Below are 17,330 nucleotides of genomic sequence, written 5' to 3' on the forward strand. Positions count from 1 at the left end.
GTGTCCCCTTTGTGTCTCTGCGGGGGGGCTGGCACGAAGCTGGCGGTGCAGAATCTGGCTTGATCTCTCTGGCGACGGGCCTTAAGGAATCTGAGTTAATTAGTCAAGTATGTCTTCAGACATCTCATCGCGCCCAGCCGAGGCCCTGCCTCCCGCCAGATCCGCGCCTTCCATCGACAAGAGGAACGCCATGGCCGCTGACGGCACCCTGACCCATCCCCTGACGAGCGACCGCATCCGCGCCCTGCGCGCGGAGGAGCCGAAACTGCGGGCGCGCGACTTCGCAGCCCGCCACGGCCTTGCCGAGGCCGAGCTGGTGGCGGCGCAGGTCGGCCACGGGGCAACCCGTATCGCCGCCCATCCCGATCAGCTGATCCCGCTGGTGTGCACGCTTGGCGACGTGATGGCGCTGACCCGCAACGAGAGCTGCGTGATCGAGCGGCGCGGCACCTACGAGAAATACCACTCGGGCGCGCATGCGCAGATGGTTCTGGGCGACGAGATCGACATGCGATTCTTCGGCAGGCACTGGCTCCATGCCTTCGCGCTGGAAGACGGCGACAGCCGCTCGATCCAGGTCTTCGATGCGGCGGGCGATGCGGTGCACAAGGTCCATCTCAAGCCGGAATCCGACGTCGCGGCCTTTGCCCGGCTGGTCGAGGCGCTGCGGCTTGACGATCAGTCCGACAGCCTTGCGCTCGAGCCCCGCGCGCTGACCGAGGCACCGAAGGGCGATGCCGAGCGGGTCGAGGTGCTGCGCGCCGAATGGGCGAAGATGACCGACACGCATCAGTTCCTGCGCCTCGTCTCGAAGCTCAAGTTCAACCGGCTGGGCGCCTATCGCCATGCGGGCGCGCCCTATGCCGTGGCGATGGCGCCCGAGTCGGTGGGGCTGCTGCTCGACCGCGTCGCGGCATCGCAGACGCCGCTGATGATCTTCGTCGGCAATCAGGGCTGCATCGAGATCCACAGTGGCACGATCGAGACCGTCACCCCGATGGGGCCCTGGATCAACGTGCTCGACCCGCGCTTCAACCTGCACCTGCGCGGCGACCACATCGCCGAGGTCTGGCTGGTCGACAAGCCGACGAACAACGGCCCGGCGCTGAGCCTCGAGGCCTTCGACGCCGATGGCGGGCTGATCCTGCAGATCTTCGGCTCGCGCAAGCATGGCGGCATCGACGCCTTCAACGCGACGCTTGCGGGGCTGCCGCGCAAGGAGGCGGCGCAATGATCGGCGCGCGCCTTGCCGCGCCGCTGCTGGCGGCGCTGCTGGCCGCGCCGGCACTGGCCGCGCCGCCCGAGCGGGTGGTCAGCCTTGGCGGCGCGGTGACCGAGATCGTCGTGGCGCTTGGCGCGCAAGACCGGCTGGTGGCGCGCGACAGCACCTCGGAATTTCCGCCTTCGGTCACGGCGCTGCCCGATGTGGGCTATGTCCGCGCGCTGTCCCCCGAAGGGGTGCTGGCGCTTGGCCCCGACCTGATCCTCGCCGAGGCGACGGCGGGCCCGCCCGAGGCGATCGAGGTGCTGCGCGCGGCGGGGGTCCAGTTCATCACCCTGCCGGGCGCGGCCTCGCCCGAGGGCGTTCTCGAGAAGATCGAGGTCGTGGGCCATGCCCTTGGCCGCGAGGCGGCGGCGGCCGAGCTGGCCAGCAGTTTCCGCGCCCGGATGGCGGCGGCCGAGCGCGCCGCGGCCGAGGTCGCGCAGCGCAAGCGCGTGCTCTTCGTGCTGGCGATCCAGGGCGGGCGGGTGATGGCGGGGGGCGAGGGCTCCTCGGCCGATGCGATCCTGCGCCTCGCCGGGGCCGAGAACGCCGCGACCGGGTTCACCGGCTACAAGCAGATGACCGACGAGGCGGTGCTTGAGGCTGCGCCCGATGTGATCGTGATGATGGACCGCGAGGGCGATCTGGCGGTCACCGATGCCGATGTGCAGGCGCATCCGGCGCTTGGCGCGACGCCCGCGGCGCGGGCGGGCGCGGTGATCCGGATGGACGGGATGCTGCTTCTGGGCTTTGGCCCGCGCACCCCCGAGGCGGTCGAGGCCCTGCACGCGGCGCTTTATGCCCCGGCGGAGGGGGGCTGAGATGGCGATGGCGCTCGACCTGCCGCGGCCGGGGCAGCCGCGGGCGGCGCGGCTGCGGCCCTGGCTGGTGGCGCTGCTGCTGGCGGCGGCGCTCCTGTCGGTGGGCAGCGGCGCCGCCGGCGTCTCGCTGCACGGCGTGCTGGGCGATCTGCTCTCGGGGCAGGGGATCGCGGCGCGCGACAAGGTGGTTCTGCTCGACATCCGCCTGCCGCGGCTGGCGATGGGGATCCTCGTCGGCGCCGGGCTTGCGGTGGCGGGCGCGGTGATGCAGGGGCTCTTCCGCAACCCGCTTGCCGATCCGGGCATCGTCGGTGTCGGGGCTGGTGCCGGGCTTGGCGCGGTGGGCGCGATCGTGCTGGGCGGGCTTCTGCCCGGGGCGCTGGTCGCGACCTTGGGGCAATACCTTGTGCCGATCGCGGCCTTTCTGGGCGCCTGGGGCGCGACGCTGCTGCTCTATCGCGTCGCCAGCCGCGGCGGGCGGACCTCGGTCGCGGTGCTGCTGCTCGCGGGCATTGCACTTGCCGCGATGGCCGGGGCGCTGACCGGGGTGCTGACCTATCTCGCCGATGACCGGCAGCTGCGCGACCTGACCTTCTGGGGCATGGGATCGCTTGCCGGGGCAAGCTGGCTGCGGCTGATCGCGGGGGCGGCGCTGATCGTGCCGGCACTGCTGCTTGCGCCGCGGCTTGCGCGCGGGCTTGATGCGCTGGCGCTTGGTGAGGCGGCGGCCGCGCATATGGGCACGGATATCGAGCGGCTGAAGCGGCACAGTGTCCTTGTCGTCGCGGCGCTTGCGGGCGCCGCGGTCGCGCTTGCGGGCGGCATCGGTTTCGTCGGCATCGTCGTGCCGCATCTGCTGCGGCTGCTGGCCGGGCCCGGCCATCGCCGGTTGCTGGTCGATGCGGCACTGCTGGGGGCGGCGCTGCTGGTGCTCGCCGATCTCGTCGCGCGCCGCGTCGTGGTGCCGGCCGAACTGCCGATCGGCATCGTCACCGCGGTCCTGGGCGCGCCGGTCTTCCTGTGGATCCTGCTGCGCCGGCGCGGCTTCGGAGGGCTGTGACATGCTGCGCATCGCCGATCTGCATGTGCGTCTTGGCCGGGCCGAGGTGCTGACCGGCATCGACCTCGATGCCGCGCCGGGCGAGGTCACGGTGATCCTCGGCCCGAACGGCTCGGGCAAGTCGACGCTTCTGCGCGCGGTTTCGGGCGAGATCCCCTATGCCGGCTCGGTGCGGCTTGCCGGCCACGAGGTGGCGCGAACCGCGCCCTGGCGGCTTGCCGCGCTGCGCGGCGTGATGGAACAGGCGAGCACCGTCGCCTTCCCCTTCACCGTGGCCGAGGTCGTGCGCCTTGGTCTGCAATCGGGGATCGAGGCGGGCGAGGAGATCGTCGCGGCGGCGCTGGCCGAGGTCGGGCTCTCGGCCTTTGCCCATCGGCCGATCCAGGAGCTGTCGGGCGGGCAGCAGGCGCGGGCGCATCTGGCGCGGGTGCGGGCGCAGGTCTGGCACCCCTCGGGCCATGCCGGGCCGCGCTGGCTCTTGCTCGACGAGCCGGTGGCGAGCCTCGACATCGGTCATCAGGTCGAGGTGATGGCGATCCTGCGCCGCTTTGCGCAAGGCGGTGGCGGCGTCGTCGCGGTGCTGCACGACCTGAACCTGGCGGCGAGCGTTGCCGACCGGATCGTGCTGATGGCCGCGGGCCGGATCGAGGCGGCGGGCCCGCCCGAGGCGGTGCTGCGCGACGATCTGCTGTCGCGGGTCTACGGCTGCCCGCTGCGGGTCGGCGTGGCGCCGGTGCGCGGGCCCTGGGTGCTGCCGCCGCCGATCGAGGCGCTGTCGGCCTGATCCGGCCGGAACACATGAAAAGGGGGCGGCCGGGCCGCCCCCTTCGTCGTTTCAAGGGCCGGCGATCAGTTCGCCGCGCCCTCGGCCGCGATCTGCGCCCGCGCGACGTCGGTCAGCTTCGGCGAGACGCTCTCGGCCGCGCTCAGCCCCGCGGGTTTCGGCAGCGGCGCGCCGATGTCGCCCATCTTGCCCGCCGGCGTCGTCAGCCCGTAGGTGTTCGAGCCGCGCTGGAAGAAGCGGCGCGTGTCCTCGACCGAGCCGAGCCAGCGCGGGTCCTGCGGCCGCTGGTGGCTGTCGATGTAGAGCGCCACGTCCCAGGCATCGGCATCGCTGAGATCGGCATTGCCGAGCGGCATGTTGTGCTTGATGAAGCCCGCGGCCTTCTCGAGGTCGTGCATCCCCGCGCCCCAGTTGAACGAGTTCTCGCCCCACAGCGGCGGGAAGGCGACGTGATCGCCGTTCTTCACCCCGGCGCCGTCGCTGCCGTGGCAGGCGGCGCAGCGCGCCTCGTAGACGGCCTCGCCACGGGCGTAATCGGGCTTCTGCTCGGGCACCGGCAGGTAGATATAACCGCGCGGCTCGATGATCGCGTCCGAGGGGATGCCGGTCGCCAGCCACTTCATGTAGCTTTCGAGCGCGACCATCACCTTGCTGTTGGGCGCCGGCGGGGTGCCGTTCATCGAATAGGTGAAGCAGCCCGCAAGCCGCTCGTAGAGCGTGTTCACATGCAGGTTCTTCGAACGATACTGCGGGAAGTCGACGGTGGTCGCCCAGATCGGCGCGGCATCGGCCTTGGCGCCGGCGTTCAGGTGGCAGTTGGTGCAGGCGAGGTCGTTGCCGACATAGGTGCCGCGCAGCTGCTGGGTGTTGATGAAGATGTCGCGGCCGAAGCGGATCATCTCGCCCTCGGGCCCTTCGGGGATCTGGTCGGGCGTGGGCGGGGTGTGGGTATAGACCTTCGGGTTGTTGATCCGCTTTTGCTGCTTCTCATAGGCGGTCTGCGCGGCGGTCCAGTCGATGGCGTCCGCGAGCGGCGAGGCCTTCATCTTCGGCACGTCCCAGGCGAGGTTCGCCGCGGTGTAGCCGGTGACATGGCCCGCGGTCGGGTCGAGCGTGGCGACGAAGGCCGCGAGCGCCGCACGGTCCTCGGGCGAGAGCTTGCGCGCGACCGCGGCCATCAGCGCCACGGTGCTGTCGTCCGAGGGCTGATCGCCTTCGGCCAGCTGCTCGAGCCGGGTCATCACATAGGCGGGCTCCTGCCCGGCGATGCGCGGGAAGGTGGCGCTCTGGCCCTCGCCGTTCTGGCCGTGGCAGCTGGCGCAGGCCGGCACGCCCGCATCCCAGGCGCCATTGCGGAAGATCGCCTCGCCGCGGGCGACATCGGCGGGGGTGTCGGTCTCGGGCAGCGGCCAGTCCTGCTTCTCGGGCGCAAGCGCGGCGAAATGCGCGGCAAGCGCATCGATCTGCGCCTCGCTCAGCTCGGGGGCGATGCCCGACATCGTGTCGCCGCGCCGGGTGCCGGCGGCAAAGCCGCGCAGCGCGCCGGCAAGGAAGCCCGCGTCCATGCCCGCGATCATCGGCGCGCCCACGTCGGCACTGCCGAGCCCGGTCTCGCCGTGGCAGGTGGCGCAGGCGGGAACGGTGTCGGTGCCCTCGGTGATCAAGGGGGTGATGTCGTCTCCGGCCTGGGCTGCGCTTGCGGCGAGCAGCAGCGTCAGACCGGCAAGCGTCTGGCGACGGGCGTGCATGGCTGGACCTCCCTGTCCTGTCCCTGAAATGCGTGGTGCGATGTTTTGTCCTATTGGATCGTGCCGTGTCGGGATATCGGGGTTTACCCCTAGGGTGCCGCAAAAGCGGGCGATCCGCACGGAAACCCGTCAATCCGCGGTTGCGCCGGGCCCCGCGGCGGCGCGCAGCGCCTCGAGCCGGGCGCTCAGCTCGGCATGGAGCGCACGGCGCTCGGCCGGGGTCAGGAAGGCGCCGAGCTCGACCTCGCGCGGGCCGCCCGTCAGGGTCAGGTAATCGGCGACCGGGCCGCCGGTGGGGTGCAGGCAGGGGCGCACCCACCACGGGTTCGCCTGCCACTCGCGCGGCGCGGTGCCGCGCGCCTGCCGGGTCAGGGTGATGCGCCCGGGGCTCAGATCGAGCCGCTCGACGATCTCGCCCGCCCGCCAGGACCGCCCAAGCGCGACCCAGAGCGCCCAGAGCGTGGCGCCGATGAAGGGCAGCAGCCCCCAGAGCACCGGCGAGCCGAGCGCGGCGAGCAGCGGCAGGCTGAGCAATGCGGCGGTGATCGAGATGAAGGTGACGAAGCCCGCGGGCGGCAGCGAGCGATGGGGCCAGAGCAGGAGCCTGACCTCGGGCACAGAGCCTGACCAGCGGTAGGGCATGGGGATGCCTCGCAACATCGCGCCCCCCAGCCTAGGCGGGAGGGCGCGACGCGGCAAGCCTGCAGGCGGGCCTTCGGGGGAGGATCAGGCCGGCTGCAGGCTGCGCCGGGCGGCGAGGCGGGCGTGCACGATCATGCCGCCCGCCATCGCGAGGGTGAAGGAGAGGCCGGTGACCCCGCTCCAGCCGAGCGAGGCAAGCGCCGGGCCGGGGCAGAAGCCGGCGAGCGCCCAGCCCGCGCCGAAGAGAACCGAGCCCGCGACAAGCCGCGCGTCGATGCGCGGGGCGGGGGCGGGCGGGAAGGGGGCGCCGGTCAGCGCGCGGCGGGTGCGCGCGGCGATGCGCCAGGCGACGATCATCGGCGCCACCGCGCCGCCCAGCACGAAGATCAGCGTCGGGTCCCAGGCGCCGGCGAGGTCGAGAAAGCCCCGCACCTTCGCCGGATCGGTCATCCCCGAGACCAGCAGGCCAAGGCCGAAGAGCGCGCCCGAAAGGGCGGAAATCACAAGACGCATCAGATCGCTCCGAGCAGGTGGCGGACAAGGAACAGGGTGACGAAGCCGGCGCCCAGATAGACGAGCGTGGCGACGATCGAGCGCGGCGCAAAGCGCGCCATGCCGACGACGCCATGGCCCGAGGTGCAGCCATTCGCCATCCGCGTGCCGATGCCCACGAGAAGCCCCGCCAGCACCACGAGCGGCAGCTCGCGCGCCTGAGCGAAGGCCGGCGCGCCGAAGGCGAGGGCGGCGAGTGCCGGGGCCGCGATCAGCGCCGCGACGAAGGCAAGCCGCTCGCGCGCCGGATCCTCTCCCGCCAGCAGCGTGCCGAGGATGCCGCTTGCGCCGAGGATGCGGCCGTTGCCGAGCAGCAAGAGCGCCGCCGAGGCGCCGATCATCAGCCCTCCGGCAAGGCCGGCGATCCAGTCATGGGGAATCATCGCGAACATGGCGGTCCTTTCGTTCCTGCCCGGGAATCTGGGGCGGGGCAGGGGCCAAGTCCACCGGTCACGGGAAATAAGGACCGCGGCGCGTCGGGGCTGCCCGGCGTCGGAACCCGGGTTCGGTGCGGGGAGGAGGGGCGGAACGCATGTGCGGAATCTGGCACCTGCGCAGATCAACGTTCTGTCTGTGCCGCGTGGATTTCCCTCTGCCAGCACGTTTTCCCTGCGGAACGGCAAAAGGCCCCGGGGCTGCCGGGGCCTTTCGGTGCGATTGCTCCGCGCCCGTCAGTGGCTGTGGGCGTGGTCCCAGTCCTCGCGCTTCGGCAGCTGCTCGAAGGTATGCTCGGGCGGCGGGCTCGGCAGCGTCCATTCCAGCGTGTCGGCGTATTCGTTCCAGTAATTCGCCTTGGCCACGCGGCGCCCGGCGAGCAGCGTATAGGCCATGATCCCGAAGAACAGCAGGAAGGAGGCGAAGCTGATGAAGGCGCCGATCGAGGAGACCTTGTTCCAGGTCGCGAAGGCCTCGGGATAGTCGATGTAGCGCCGCGGCATGCCCTGCCGGCCAAGGAAGTGCTGCGGGAAGAAGATCAGGTTCGAGCCGATGAACATCATCCAGAAATGCAGCTTGCCCGCCCATTCGGGGTATTGCCGGCCCGACATCTTGCCGATCCAGAAATAGATGCCGGCAAAGATCGCGAAGACGGCGCCAAGGCTCATCACATAGTGGAAATGCGCCACGACGTAATAGGTGTCGTGATAGACCCGGTCGAGCGGCGCCTGGCTCAGCACCACGCCGGTCACGCCGCCGATGGTGAACAGGAACAGGAACCCGAAGGCCCAGAGCATCGGCGTCTTGAACTCGATCGAGCCGCCCCACATCGTGGCGATCCAGCTGAACACCTTCACGCCGGTCGGCACCGCGATCACCATTGTGGCCAGCATGAAATAGCTCTGCTGCGTCAGGCTGAGGCCCACGGTGTACATGTGATGCGCCCAGACGACGAAGCCCAGCACCCCGATCGCCACCATCGCATAGACCATCGGCAGATAGCCGAAGATCGGCTTGCGGGCGAAGGTGGCGATGACGTGGCTGATGATGCCGAAGCCCGGCAGGATGATGATGTAGACCTCGGGGTGGCCGAAGAACCACAGGATGTGCTGGTAAAGGATCGGGTCGCCGCCGCCTGCCGGGTTGAAGAAGGTGGTGCCGAAGTTGCGGTCCATCAGCAGCATGGTGATGGCGCCCGCAAGCACCGGCAGCGACAGCAGGATCAGCCAGGCGGTGACGAAGACCGACCAGGCGAAAAGCGGCACCTTGTGCAGCGTCATGCCCGGGGCGCGCATGTTCAGAAAGGTGGTGATGATGTTGATCGCGCCGAGGATCGAGCTGGCGCCCGAGACGTGCACGGCAAAGATCGCCAGATCCATCGCATAGCCGCCTTCCGAGGTCGACAGCGGCGGATAGAGCACCCAGCCCACCCCCGCGCCATGCCCGCCGCCGCCGCCGGGCGCGAAGAGCGAGGCGATGCCGAGCGCGACGCCCGCGACATAGAGCCAGTAGCTGAGGTTGTTCAGCCGCGGGAAGGCCATGTCCGGCGCGCCGATATGCAGCGGCATGAAGTAGTTGCCGAAACCGCCGAAGAGCGCCGGGATCACCACGAAGAACATCATCAGCACGCCGTGATAGGTGATCATCACGTTCCACAGATGGCCGTTCGGCGTGCAGGGCTGGCTCGCATCGGCAATCAGCCGCGCGCCTTCCTCGCACATGTATTGCACGCCGGGGTTCATCAGCTCGAGCCGCATGTAGACCGTGAAGCCGACCGAGATCAGCCCGACGAAGGCTGCGGTGATCAGGTAGAGAACCCCGATGTCCTTGTGATTGGTGGACATGAACCAGCGCGTGAAGAAGCCGCGGCTGTCATGCGCACCGCCGTGAAGGGCTGCGTCCGCCATGTATTTCCTCCCTGTGTGCGGCCGGGTCTCCCCTCCCGTGTGCGCCGCATTGGGGAAGCCTAGGGTGCAATTCCGCGCCGGGCAACGATTTCGAGAGAGGGGATGCGAAAAAATGTCGCAGGGCCGCGCGGATGCCGGGGGGCAGGGGCGCGGACATGGAAAGGCCCGGGCGGATTGCGCCGCCCGGGCCCGGTCGGGAAGATCCCGATCTTACTTCTTGACCGAAGCCAGGTAGGCCGCGACGTCCTCGCCGCCCTTCGGCAGCTTGAAGGTCATCTTCGAGGCGCCGGTGCCGCCGTGGCTGTCGATGAACTTGGTCGGGTCGACGACATATTCGGCGATCAGCGCTTCGTCCCAGACGAGGCCGGCGGCCGCGGCGCCCTTGATGCCGTCACCATAGTTGAAGTCGGGATAGCTCGCGGCGGGGCGGCCCACGACGCCGTAGAGGTTCGGGCCGACCTTGCCGCCCTTGACGATCGCGGTGCCGTCATCGGCGACGATCGAGTGGCAGGCCTTGCACTTGGTGAAGAGCTTGGCGCCGGCTTCGGCATCGCCCGCATAGGACGGGGCAGCGAAGGCGACGGCGGCGAGAGTGACGTAGAGGCTGAGCTTCATCGCGGGTTCCTTGGTTCTTGTCTCGGCCCGGGGTCCGGCCGGGCTGGCTGCTCTTGGCAGCCGGTCCCCCTCAATACCACGGGTCAAATGGTCGCGTTATTCAATTCTGCACAGGACCCCGCCGGGGTATCGAAAATTGCGACGAAAGTCTTGTGCAGCGCGGCATCGAGATCGGCCATCGCCACCGGCAGGCCGAGATCCACGAGCGAGGTCACGCCGTGATCGCGAATCCCGCAGGGCACGATTCCCCCGAAATGGTTCAGGTCCGGCTCGACGTTGATCGAGATGCCGTGGAAGCTGACCCAGCGGCGCAGCTTCACCCCGATCGCGGCGATCTTGTCCTCGGCGATGGCGCCGTCGGGCCCGCGCGGCCGGTCGGGGCGGCTGACCCAGACCCCGACGCGGCCCGGCCGGATCTCGCCCGTCACGTTGAACTCGGCGAGCGCCGCGATCACCCAGCGTTCGAGGTCGCGCACGAAGCAGCGCACGTCGCGGCCGCGCCGGTTCAGGTCGAGCATGACATAGACCACCCGCTGACCGGGGCCGTGATAGGTATATTGCCCGCCGCGGCCCGCGTCATAGACCGGGAAGCGGTCGGGATCGACCAGATCCTCGCGCCTGGCCGAGGTGCCCGCGGTATAGAGCGGCGGGTGCTCGAGCAGCCAGATCGCCTCGTCGGCCTCGCCGCGGGCGATCTTCGCCACGCGCTCCTCCATGAAGGCGAGCGCCTCCTCATAGGGAACAAGACGGTCGGACTGGATCCATTCGGGCATCGGCACCTCCTGCGGCTGTGCCGGAGGTAGGGGAAGATGCCTCGTGTCTCAAGAGTGATTCACGGCAGGGAGGTGGTGGCTCCGGGCGGAAGGTCCCGGCAGGCCGGCATCGGGCACGAATTGCTTCTGGCGGGGAGGGGCGGGCCGTGGCGGGGGGGAGCGCGCGGAATTGCGGCTTCGCCGTTCCGGGGCAGGGATTTCCCAACGAACATTGAGGGCTTGCGTCATGGCTTCACCGTGCCGCCGATTTTTTCGCAAAGAAATGCGAGGAAACGGAATTTTCCGCTTTTCATTCCCGATAGGCTCCGCTAAATGCCTCTCCACCAAGCCAGAACGTGCGGTTGTGGCGGAATTGGTAGACGCGCAGCGTTGAGGTCGCTGTGGGGTAACTCCCGTGAAAGTTCGAGTCTTTTCAACCGCACCATTCTAAACCCCCGGGGGCGCAAGCTCCCGGGGGTTTGGTTTTTCGGACGGGCGGTTGCTGAAGGCTTGACGCAAGGCGCCGATCGCCGGGCAGGGCTTGCGTGCCGCCGCGCCGTCGTTCTAAGAACGGCGCAGCCGGGTGATTAGCTCAGTTGGTAGAGCGCCTCGTTTACACCGAGGATGTCGGGGGTTCGAGTCCCTCATCACCCACCATCTCCTCCAGATCACGAACCGTGGAATTTCCGTGGCGCGGTTCCTGCCGTGCAGGGGCGGGGAGTGCTGTTTTCAGGCGCGAGCTTCGTTCGGGCGCAGGCCCGGGAGGGCGGCCGCCGCACGCTGTCGCGCCGGCGGCCGCCAGTCGTCAGTTCGCCTCGAACTGGTAAAGCCAGGTCTCGGTCAGCGGCTTGCCGTCCAGTTCGAGATACATCCGCAGATCGACCACCGTGCCCGGCGACACCTCGAGGTCGAAGTTGCCGCGCCAGACGTTGCCGTTCGGCACGGGTTCCGAGAAGGTGCGGCTGATCGCGCCGGCGCTGGCGCTTGCCACCACCTTCGGGAAGACGCCATAGGGGATCTGCGTCATCACCGAGGGGCGGTCGAACTCGACCGCGAAATGGTGCACGTTCGGCGGCCGCACATGGCCCGGCTGGCCGCCGCGGCCGATCCGGGTGGCGACGGTGCGCGCGATGTTGGTCGCCGGGAAGGGTTCGTCGCTCAGCCAGTAGAGCCGATAGTGCAGGTCGTAGCTCGCCCCCTTCAGCGCCGGCCCCTCGGGCACCCAGAAGGCGCCGATGTTGTCGTTGATCTCGTCGTCGGTCGGGATCTCCATCAGCTCGATCGCGCCCTTGCCGAGCGGCTTGATCGGCTCGACCCACAGGCTCGGGCGGCGGTCGTAGAAGACGCCGTCGAGGAAGTGGTCGAAGTTGCGGTCGCGCTGCAGCAGGCCGAAGCCGCGCGGGTTCTCGTCGGCGAAGGCCGAGATCCGGGTCTCGTCGGGGTTGTTGAGCGGGCGCCAGATCCGTTCGCCGGCGCCGGTCCACATCGCAAGCCCGTCCGAATCGTGCACCTCGGGGCGCCAGTCCTGCATCCGGCCCTTGCCGTATTCGCCGAACCAGAACATCGAGGTCAGCGGCACCAGGCCGAGCCGCTCGACATCGGCGCGCAGGAAGACCTTGGCCTCGATCTCCATGACCACGCCCTTCGAGCGGTCAAGCCCGCGGGTCATGCGGAAGCGATAGGCGCCGGTGACGCTCGGCCCGTCGAGCAGCGCGCAGACGGTGACCGGGGTGTCGGGGGTCGAGTCCCGTTCCTGCGCGATGTAGAACTCGCGAAAGTCGGGGAATTCCTCGGGCATCGCGGCGGCGGCGTTCAGCACGATGCCGCGGGCCGAAAGCCCGTATTGGCCGTCCGCACCGATCGCGCGGAAGTACGATGCGCCCTGGAAGGCGACCCAGTCCTGCCGCACCCAGTCGTCGGCCTGATACCATTCCTGCAGCCGGAAGCCCGCGAAACCCGCATCCGAGGGCAGCTGCCGCGCCGGGTTGTCGGCCGGCATGTCGAACAGGTCGGGGTTATAGCGGATCTCGGTCGCGAGCCCGTCCTCGACCAGGAACATCTGCACCCGCTTCGGCGCATACATGCCAAGCGGGAAGAACTCGAGCGGATAGCCCTGTTCCTTGCCAGTGTCGGGCTGGCCCGAGAACAGCGCCTTCTGCGTGCGGAAGACCAGCTCGCCGTGGCGGGCATAGTCGATCTGCTGCACCACCGCGGGGTTTGGCATCAGCGGCGGAACATAGGCGGCGCCGGCCATTTTCTGCGCCCGCGCGATCAGCGCGTCATAGGAGAAGGGCTGCGCGTCGGGGGCGGCGAAGGCCTCGGCCGAGGGCAGGATCAGGGCGCCGGTGAGAAAGGTCGCGCCCTGCAGGAAAGTTCGTCTGTTCATGTCTGTGATCTGCGTTGAGATGCTTCGCGCGCACCATATTTCCGGGCGGCGATCTTGTGCAGATGAAAGCGTGCGGACGGCGATCGCGAGGCCGTCATTGTGGCTTTCGCGCCCGGGCGTCAGGCGGTGGGCAGGGTCGCGAAGGCTGTCACCGCGGGGGAGCACTCTGGGCGCGCGTCGAACTGCATTGATTTCAGGCAGTCGTGGGGCGGTTTCGCCCCCCGGGGGGCTCGAAAACCGACTCGGGGGGGCGCGCAAGGAGAAAGGCGCCGCGCGGGGCGGCGCCTTTCGGTGGGTCTTACCGGGCGAGGTCGAAGCGGTCGGCCTCCATCACCTTGGTCCAGGCGGCGGCGAAGTCGCGCACCACCTTTCCGGCGTTGTCGTCCTGGGCGTAAAGCTCGGCATAGGCGCGCAGGATCGAGTTCGAGCCGAAGACGAGGTCGAGCCGCGTCGCCGTCCATTTCACTGCGCCGCTCTTGCGGTCGCGGATCTCGTAGTGATCGCCCGCCTTCACCCAGGTGTTCGCCATGTCGGTCAGGTTGACGAAGAAGTCGGGCGTCAGCGCGCCGACCCGGTCGGTGAGCACGCCATGCGCCGATCCCCCGTGGTTCGCGCCGATGACCCGCAGCCCGCCGAGCAGCACCACCATCTCGGGCGCGGTCAGCCCCATCAGCTGGGCGCGGTCGAGCAGCAGCTCCTCGGGGGCGACGACATAGTCCTTCTTCAGCCAGTTGCGGAAGCCGTCATGGATCGGTTCGAGCGGGGCAAAGCTCTCGGCGTCGGTCATCGCCTCGGTCGCGTCGCCCCGGCCGGGCGAGAACGGCAGCTCGAGCGCCACGCCCGCGGCCGCGGCCGCCGTCTCGACGCCGAGATTGCCGGCAAGCACGATGGTGTCGGCGAGGCTCGCGCCGGCTTCCGCCGCGAGCGGTTCGAGCACCGCCAGCACCTTCGCCAGACGCGCGGGTTCGTTGCCTTCCCAGTCCTTCTGCGGCGCCAGCCGGATCCGCGCGCCATTCGCGCCGCCGCGATAGTCGGACTGGCGGAAGGTGCGGGCGCTGTCCCAGGCGGTGGCCACAAGCTCGGCCGTGCTCAGCCCCGAGGCCGCGATCTTCGCCTTCAGCGCGGCGACGTCATAGCCCGTCGGGCCCTGCGGCACCGGGTCTTGCCAGATCAGATCCTCGGCCGGCACCTCGGGCCCGATGTAGCGCGCCTTCGGCCCCATGTCGCGATGCGTCAGCTTGAACCAGGCGCGCGCGAAGGTGTCGTTGAAATAGGCCGGATCGGCCATGAACTTCTCGCAGATCGCGCGATAGACCGGGTCGACCTTCATCGCCATGTCGGCGTCGGTCATCATCGGGTTGTGGCGCTTGCCGGGATCGGAGGCATCAAGCGGCTTGTCCTCTTCCGCGATCTCGACCGGCTCCCATTGCCAGGCACCGGCGGGCGACTTGCGCAGCTCCCACTCATGGCCGAAGAGCATGTCGAAGAAGCCCATGTCGAAGACCGTGGGATGCGTCGTCCAGGCGCCCTCGAGCCCCGAGGTCACCGCATTCGCCGCCTTGCCGTGCTGGTTCGGATTCGCCCAGCCCAGGCCCTGCATCTCGGGGCCGGCGCTTTCCGGATCGGGGCCAAGCGCCGTGGCCGAGCCGTTGCCATGGGTCTTGCCCACGGTATGCCCGCCCGCGGTCAGCGCCGCCGTCTCCTCGTCGTTCATCCCCATGCGGGCGAAGGTCTCGCGCACCTGGGCCGCGGTTTTCAGCGGGTCGGGCTTGCCGTTCACCCCCTCGGGGTTGACGTAGATCAGCCCCATCTGCACCGCGGCGAGCGGATTCTCCATGGTTTCGGGCTTGTCGACGTCGCCATAGCGCTCGTCCGACGGCGCCAGCCATTCCTTCTCGGCGCCCCAATAGGTGTCGATCTCGGGCGCCCAGATATCGGCGCGGCCAAAGCCGAAGCCGAAGGTCTTCAGCCCCATCGTCTCATAAGCGACAGTGCCGGCCAGGATGATCAGGTCGGCCCAGCTGACGGCATTGCCGTATTTGCGCTTGATCGGCCAGAGCAACCGGCGTGCCTTGTCGAGCGAGACGTTGTCGGGCCAGGAGTTGAGCGGGGCAAAGCGCTGGTTGCCGGTGCCGCCACCGCCGCGCCCGTCCGCCGCGCGATAGCTGCCCGCCGCGTGCCAGGCCATGCGGATCATCAGCCCGCCGTAATGGCCCCAGTCGGCCGGCCACCAGTCCTGGCTGTCGGTCATCAGCGCCGCGAGGTCGCGCTTCAGCGCGGCGACGTCGAGCCCCTTCACCGCCTCGCGATAGTCGAAGCCCGCAAGCGGGTTCGTCTTGGTGTCGTGCTGGTGCAGGATCTCGAGTTTGAGGGCATTCGGCCACCACTCCATCACCGAGCGCGCCTCGCTGGTGATCGCGCCGTGCATCACCGGGCATTTGCCGGCGGTTTTCATCTCGTTGCCGTCCATGGTCTCCTCCAGGGCTTGGGTCATGATCTGAAAGGGGCCGGCGCTGCGTCCGGTTCCCCGATGGATGCAGGCTAGCGGAGGGGCGCGATAAAGGATAATTGCATTTCCTTACGGCGTTGATAAGTTCGCCTGATGAATCCGCTGACGATGAAACATCTGCGCTATTTCGAGGCGCTGGCGCGACTTGGCCATTTCGGCCGGGCGGCCGAGGATTGCGCGATCACCCAGCCGGCGCTGTCGATGCAGATCCGCGAGCTCGAGGAGATCGTCGGCGCGCCGCTGGTCGAGCGCGCGGCGCGGCAGATCCGGCTCACCGCCCTTGGCGAGGATTTCGCCACCCGCGCGCGCGAGATCCTGCGCGCGGTCGACGAGCTGGGCGATCTGGCGCGCGCGGCGCGGGGCAGTCTGGCCGGCCGTTTCCGGCTGGGGGTGATCCCGACCGTCGCGCCCTATCTGCTGCCGCGCATCATCCACGCCTTGGCCGAGACCCACCCGGGGCTCGATCCGCGCCCGCGCGAGGCGGTGACCGGCAAGCTGATCGCCGATCTGCTGGCGGCGCGGCTCGATGCGGCGATCGTCGCCTTGCCGGTTTCCGAGCCCGCGCTCGACGAGGTCGCGCTGTTCGACGAGGAATTCGTTCTGGTCCGGCCCCCCGCCGATGCCGGCAAGCCGGTGCCAAGCGCCGAGAAACTGCGCGAGATGCGGCTTCTGCTGCTGGAAGAGGGGCATTGCTTCCGCGATCAGGCGCTCTCCTTCTGCAAGATCCCGCCCTCGGCGCCGCGCGCGCTGATGGAGGGCAGTTCGCTTGCCACGCTGGTGCAGATGGTGGGGGCGGGGATCGGGGTGACGCTGATCCCCGAGATGGCGGTGCCGGTCGAGACCCGCTCGGCCGAGGTTTCGATCGCGCGCCTGCCCGAGCCGCGGCCGCGGCGCACCATCGGCATGGTCTGGCGCCGGTCGAGCCCGCTCGCCGATCAGCTGGCCGGCATCGCGGCGATCGTGCGCGGCGTCGGGTGCGGTGACGTGGCGCACTGAGCGCGCGCTCTTGCGGTCGGGCATGGACAGCGGCCCGCGAAACCGCGACAAGCAGAAGGATTTGCCGCGGGCCCTGGCCCGGGCGCGCAGGGATTGCGGAAGGAATTTGGGCATGGCCGGAAAGAGCGCTGCAACGGAAGAGCGTCTGTCGCAGAACCCGCACGCGGTGCGCGAGACGCGCGAGAAGAACCTCGAGGTGGCGATCGGCCGCCAGGTGCGCGAGCTGCGCAAGCGGCAGCGGATGACGGGTTCCGATCTGGCCGCGCAGACCGGGCTGTCGGTCGGCATGCTCTCGAAGATCGAGAACGGGGTGATCTCGCCCTCGCTGACCACGATCCAGTCGCTCGCCCATGCGCTGCGGGTGCCGCTGGTGCAGCTCTTTTCGGGCTATGAGGAGCCGCGCGGCTGCATGCATGTGAAGGCGGGCGAGGGGGTCGAGATCGAACGTGCCGGCACCCGCGCCGGGCATCAGTATCACCTGCTCGGCCATATCGGCTCGAACAATTCGGGCGTGGTGGTCGAACCCTATCTGATCGTGCTGACCACCGAGAGCGACCGCTTCCAGACCTTCCAGCACGAGGGGATCGAGATGCTCTACATGCTCGAGGGCGTGGTCGACTACCGCCACGGCGAGCAGGTCTATCGCCTCGAACCCGGCGACACGCTGCTCTTCGATTCGGATGCGCCGCATGGGCCCGAGGAGCTGATCGAGCTTCCGGCGCGCTATCTGTCGATCATCACCTATCCGCAGGTTGCGTGAGGGCTGGCGTGAGGGGTGATCTGCCCGGAATTGCGGCTTGGGCGGGGTGAGGTGCGGGGAAAACTGCCCGGAAAAGCGGCACGATTTGCATCGTGAGAA

The 17,330-nt window shown here is 69.1% G+C and carries 15 protein-coding genes and 2 tRNA genes; 8 read left to right on the forward strand and 9 right to left on the reverse strand.

The window, feature by feature from the left end:
* Positions 1-190: 190 nt before the first annotated feature.
* From DYS74_RS17250 to DYS74_RS17265, 4 genes are read left to right on the forward strand one after another with little or no spacing between them, the layout of a single operon-like run.
* Positions 191-1,234: a hemin-degrading factor gene (locus DYS74_RS17250; RefSeq protein WP_121534905.1), complete on the forward strand. Its 1,044-nt coding sequence runs from the start codon at positions 191-193 to the stop codon at positions 1,232-1,234.
* Positions 1,231-2,085: a heme/hemin ABC transporter substrate-binding protein gene (locus DYS74_RS17255; RefSeq protein ID WP_121534906.1), complete on the forward strand. Its 855-nt coding sequence runs from the start codon at positions 1,231-1,233 to the stop codon at positions 2,083-2,085. Before DYS74_RS17250 ends, DYS74_RS17255 begins: the two co-directional genes overlap by 4 nt.
* Before the next feature lies 1 nt (position 2,086).
* Positions 2,087-3,145 (forward strand): FecCD family ABC transporter permease, encoded by a 1,059-nt coding sequence (locus DYS74_RS17260; RefSeq protein WP_121534907.1) that lies wholly within the window; start codon positions 2,087-2,089, stop codon positions 3,143-3,145.
* A 1-nt stretch (position 3,146) separates the two neighbouring features.
* Positions 3,147-3,929, forward strand: a complete 783-nt coding sequence (locus DYS74_RS17265) for a heme ABC transporter ATP-binding protein (RefSeq protein ID WP_121534908.1) — start codon at positions 3,147-3,149, stop codon at positions 3,927-3,929.
* 65 nt (positions 3,930-3,994) lie between these two features.
* Here the strand turns inward: DYS74_RS17265 and DYS74_RS17270 are convergent, their stop codons facing one another.
* The 7 genes from DYS74_RS17270 to lipB form a co-directional block, all read right to left on the reverse strand.
* Positions 3,995-5,677 carry a c-type cytochrome gene (locus DYS74_RS17270; protein WP_121534909.1) on the reverse strand — a complete coding sequence of 561 codons (1,683 nt, stop codon included), beginning with the start codon at positions 5,675-5,677 and terminating at the stop codon, positions 3,995-3,997.
* A 129-nt stretch (positions 5,678-5,806) separates the two neighbouring features.
* Positions 5,807-6,319 (reverse strand): DUF2244 domain-containing protein, encoded by a 513-nt coding sequence (locus tag DYS74_RS17275; RefSeq protein ID WP_121534910.1) that lies wholly within the window; start codon positions 6,317-6,319, stop codon positions 5,807-5,809.
* Between the two features lie 84 nt (positions 6,320-6,403).
* Positions 6,404-6,832 carry a DUF6691 family protein gene (locus DYS74_RS17280; protein ID WP_121534911.1) on the reverse strand — a complete coding sequence of 143 codons (429 nt, stop codon included), beginning with the start codon at positions 6,830-6,832 and terminating at the stop codon, positions 6,404-6,406.
* A complete protein-coding gene (locus DYS74_RS17285) occupies positions 6,832-7,263 on the reverse strand; it encodes a YeeE/YedE family protein (RefSeq protein ID WP_342769183.1) in 432 nt (143 codons plus the stop codon). The genes DYS74_RS17280 and DYS74_RS17285 overlap by 1 nt, the downstream gene beginning before the upstream one ends.
* Before the next feature lie 279 nt (positions 7,264-7,542).
* The gene (gene ctaD / locus DYS74_RS17290) at positions 7,543-9,213 is read right to left on the reverse strand and encodes a cytochrome c oxidase subunit I (RefSeq protein WP_121534912.1); all 1,671 of its coding nucleotides are present in this window, start codon (positions 9,211-9,213) and stop codon (positions 7,543-7,545) included.
* A 210-nt stretch (positions 9,214-9,423) separates the two neighbouring features.
* A complete protein-coding gene (locus tag DYS74_RS17295) occupies positions 9,424-9,828 on the reverse strand; it encodes a c-type cytochrome (RefSeq protein ID WP_121534913.1) in 405 nt (134 codons plus the stop codon).
* A gap of 83 nt (positions 9,829-9,911) precedes the next feature.
* Positions 9,912-10,601: a lipoyl(octanoyl) transferase LipB gene (lipB, locus tag DYS74_RS17300; protein ID WP_121534914.1), complete on the reverse strand. Its 690-nt coding sequence runs from the start codon at positions 10,599-10,601 to the stop codon at positions 9,912-9,914.
* Positions 10,602-10,938: 337 nt separating this feature from the next.
* Here lipB and DYS74_RS17305 point away from each other — a divergent pair.
* Both DYS74_RS17305 and DYS74_RS17310 read left to right on the forward strand, forming a co-directional pair.
* Positions 10,939-11,025, forward strand: a tRNA-Leu gene (locus DYS74_RS17305).
* A 136-nt stretch (positions 11,026-11,161) separates the two neighbouring features.
* Positions 11,162-11,237: transfer RNA gene (locus DYS74_RS17310), tRNA-Val, on the forward strand.
* Positions 11,238-11,385: 148 nt separating this feature from the next.
* On the opposite strand, the gene DYS74_RS17315 is transcribed toward DYS74_RS17310, so the two are convergent.
* On the reverse strand, positions 11,386-12,966 hold the full coding sequence (locus DYS74_RS17315; RefSeq protein WP_121534915.1) for a glucan biosynthesis protein: 1,581 nt from the start codon (positions 12,964-12,966) through the stop codon (positions 11,386-11,388).
* A gap of 298 nt (positions 12,967-13,264) precedes the next feature.
* Positions 13,265-15,436 (reverse strand): catalase/peroxidase HPI, encoded by a 2,172-nt coding sequence (katG, locus tag DYS74_RS17320; RefSeq protein WP_121534916.1) that lies wholly within the window; start codon positions 15,434-15,436, stop codon positions 13,265-13,267.
* Positions 15,437-15,568: 132 nt separating this feature from the next.
* Here katG and DYS74_RS17325 point away from each other — a divergent pair, with 132 nt between their 5' ends.
* Both DYS74_RS17325 and DYS74_RS17330 read left to right on the forward strand, forming a co-directional pair.
* Positions 15,569-16,471: a hydrogen peroxide-inducible genes activator gene (locus DYS74_RS17325; protein ID WP_121534917.1), complete on the forward strand. Its 903-nt coding sequence runs from the start codon at positions 15,569-15,571 to the stop codon at positions 16,469-16,471.
* 112 nt (positions 16,472-16,583) lie between these two features.
* Complete coding sequence (locus DYS74_RS17330) at positions 16,584-17,231, forward strand: helix-turn-helix domain-containing protein (RefSeq protein ID WP_121534918.1); 648 nt, start codon at positions 16,584-16,586, stop codon at positions 17,229-17,231.
* Positions 17,232-17,330: the final 99 nt, after the last annotated feature.

The organism is Paenirhodobacter hankyongi (assembly GCF_003664585.1).
GTDB lineage: Bacteria > Pseudomonadota > Alphaproteobacteria > Rhodobacterales > Rhodobacteraceae > Rhodobacter > Rhodobacter hankyongi.

What these genes read in the sequence shown, in the direction of transcription:
- DYS74_RS17250 (WP_121534905.1), top strand. Translation starts at nt 191, where the DNA reads ATGGCCGCTGACGGCACCCTGACCCATCCCCTGACGAGCGACCGCATC.
- DYS74_RS17255 (WP_121534906.1), top strand. Translation starts at nt 1,231, where the DNA reads ATGATCGGCGCGCGCCTTGCCGCGCCGCTGCTGGCGGCGCTGCTGGCC.
- DYS74_RS17260 (WP_121534907.1), top strand. Translation starts at nt 2,087, where the DNA reads ATGGCGATGGCGCTCGACCTGCCGCGGCCGGGGCAGCCGCGGGCGGCG.
- DYS74_RS17265 (WP_121534908.1), top strand. Translation starts at nt 3,147, where the DNA reads ATGCTGCGCATCGCCGATCTGCATGTGCGTCTTGGCCGGGCCGAGGTG.
- DYS74_RS17270 (WP_121534909.1), bottom strand. Translation starts at nt 5,677, where the DNA reads ATGCACGCCCGTCGCCAGACGCTTGCCGGTCTGACGCTGCTGCTCGCC.
- DYS74_RS17275 (WP_121534910.1), bottom strand. Translation starts at nt 6,319, where the DNA reads ATGCCCTACCGCTGGTCAGGCTCTGTGCCCGAGGTCAGGCTCCTGCTC.
- DYS74_RS17280 (WP_121534911.1), bottom strand. Translation starts at nt 6,832, where the DNA reads ATGCGTCTTGTGATTTCCGCCCTTTCGGGCGCGCTCTTCGGCCTTGGC.
- DYS74_RS17285 (WP_342769183.1), bottom strand. Translation starts at nt 7,263, where the DNA reads ATGTTCGCGATGATTCCCCATGACTGGATCGCCGGCCTTGCCGGAGGG.
- ctaD (WP_121534912.1), bottom strand. Translation starts at nt 9,213, where the DNA reads ATGGCGGACGCAGCCCTTCACGGCGGTGCGCATGACAGCCGCGGCTTC.
- DYS74_RS17295 (WP_121534913.1), bottom strand. Translation starts at nt 9,828, where the DNA reads ATGAAGCTCAGCCTCTACGTCACTCTCGCCGCCGTCGCCTTCGCTGCC.
- lipB (WP_121534914.1), bottom strand. Translation starts at nt 10,601, where the DNA reads ATGCCCGAATGGATCCAGTCCGACCGTCTTGTTCCCTATGAGGAGGCG.
- DYS74_RS17315 (WP_121534915.1), bottom strand. Translation starts at nt 12,966, where the DNA reads ATGAACAGACGAACTTTCCTGCAGGGCGCGACCTTTCTCACCGGCGCC.
- katG (WP_121534916.1), bottom strand. Translation starts at nt 15,436, where the DNA reads ATGGACGGCAACGAGATGAAAACCGCCGGCAAATGCCCGGTGATGCAC.
- DYS74_RS17325 (WP_121534917.1), top strand. Translation starts at nt 15,569, where the DNA reads ATGAATCCGCTGACGATGAAACATCTGCGCTATTTCGAGGCGCTGGCG.
- DYS74_RS17330 (WP_121534918.1), top strand. Translation starts at nt 16,584, where the DNA reads ATGGCCGGAAAGAGCGCTGCAACGGAAGAGCGTCTGTCGCAGAACCCG.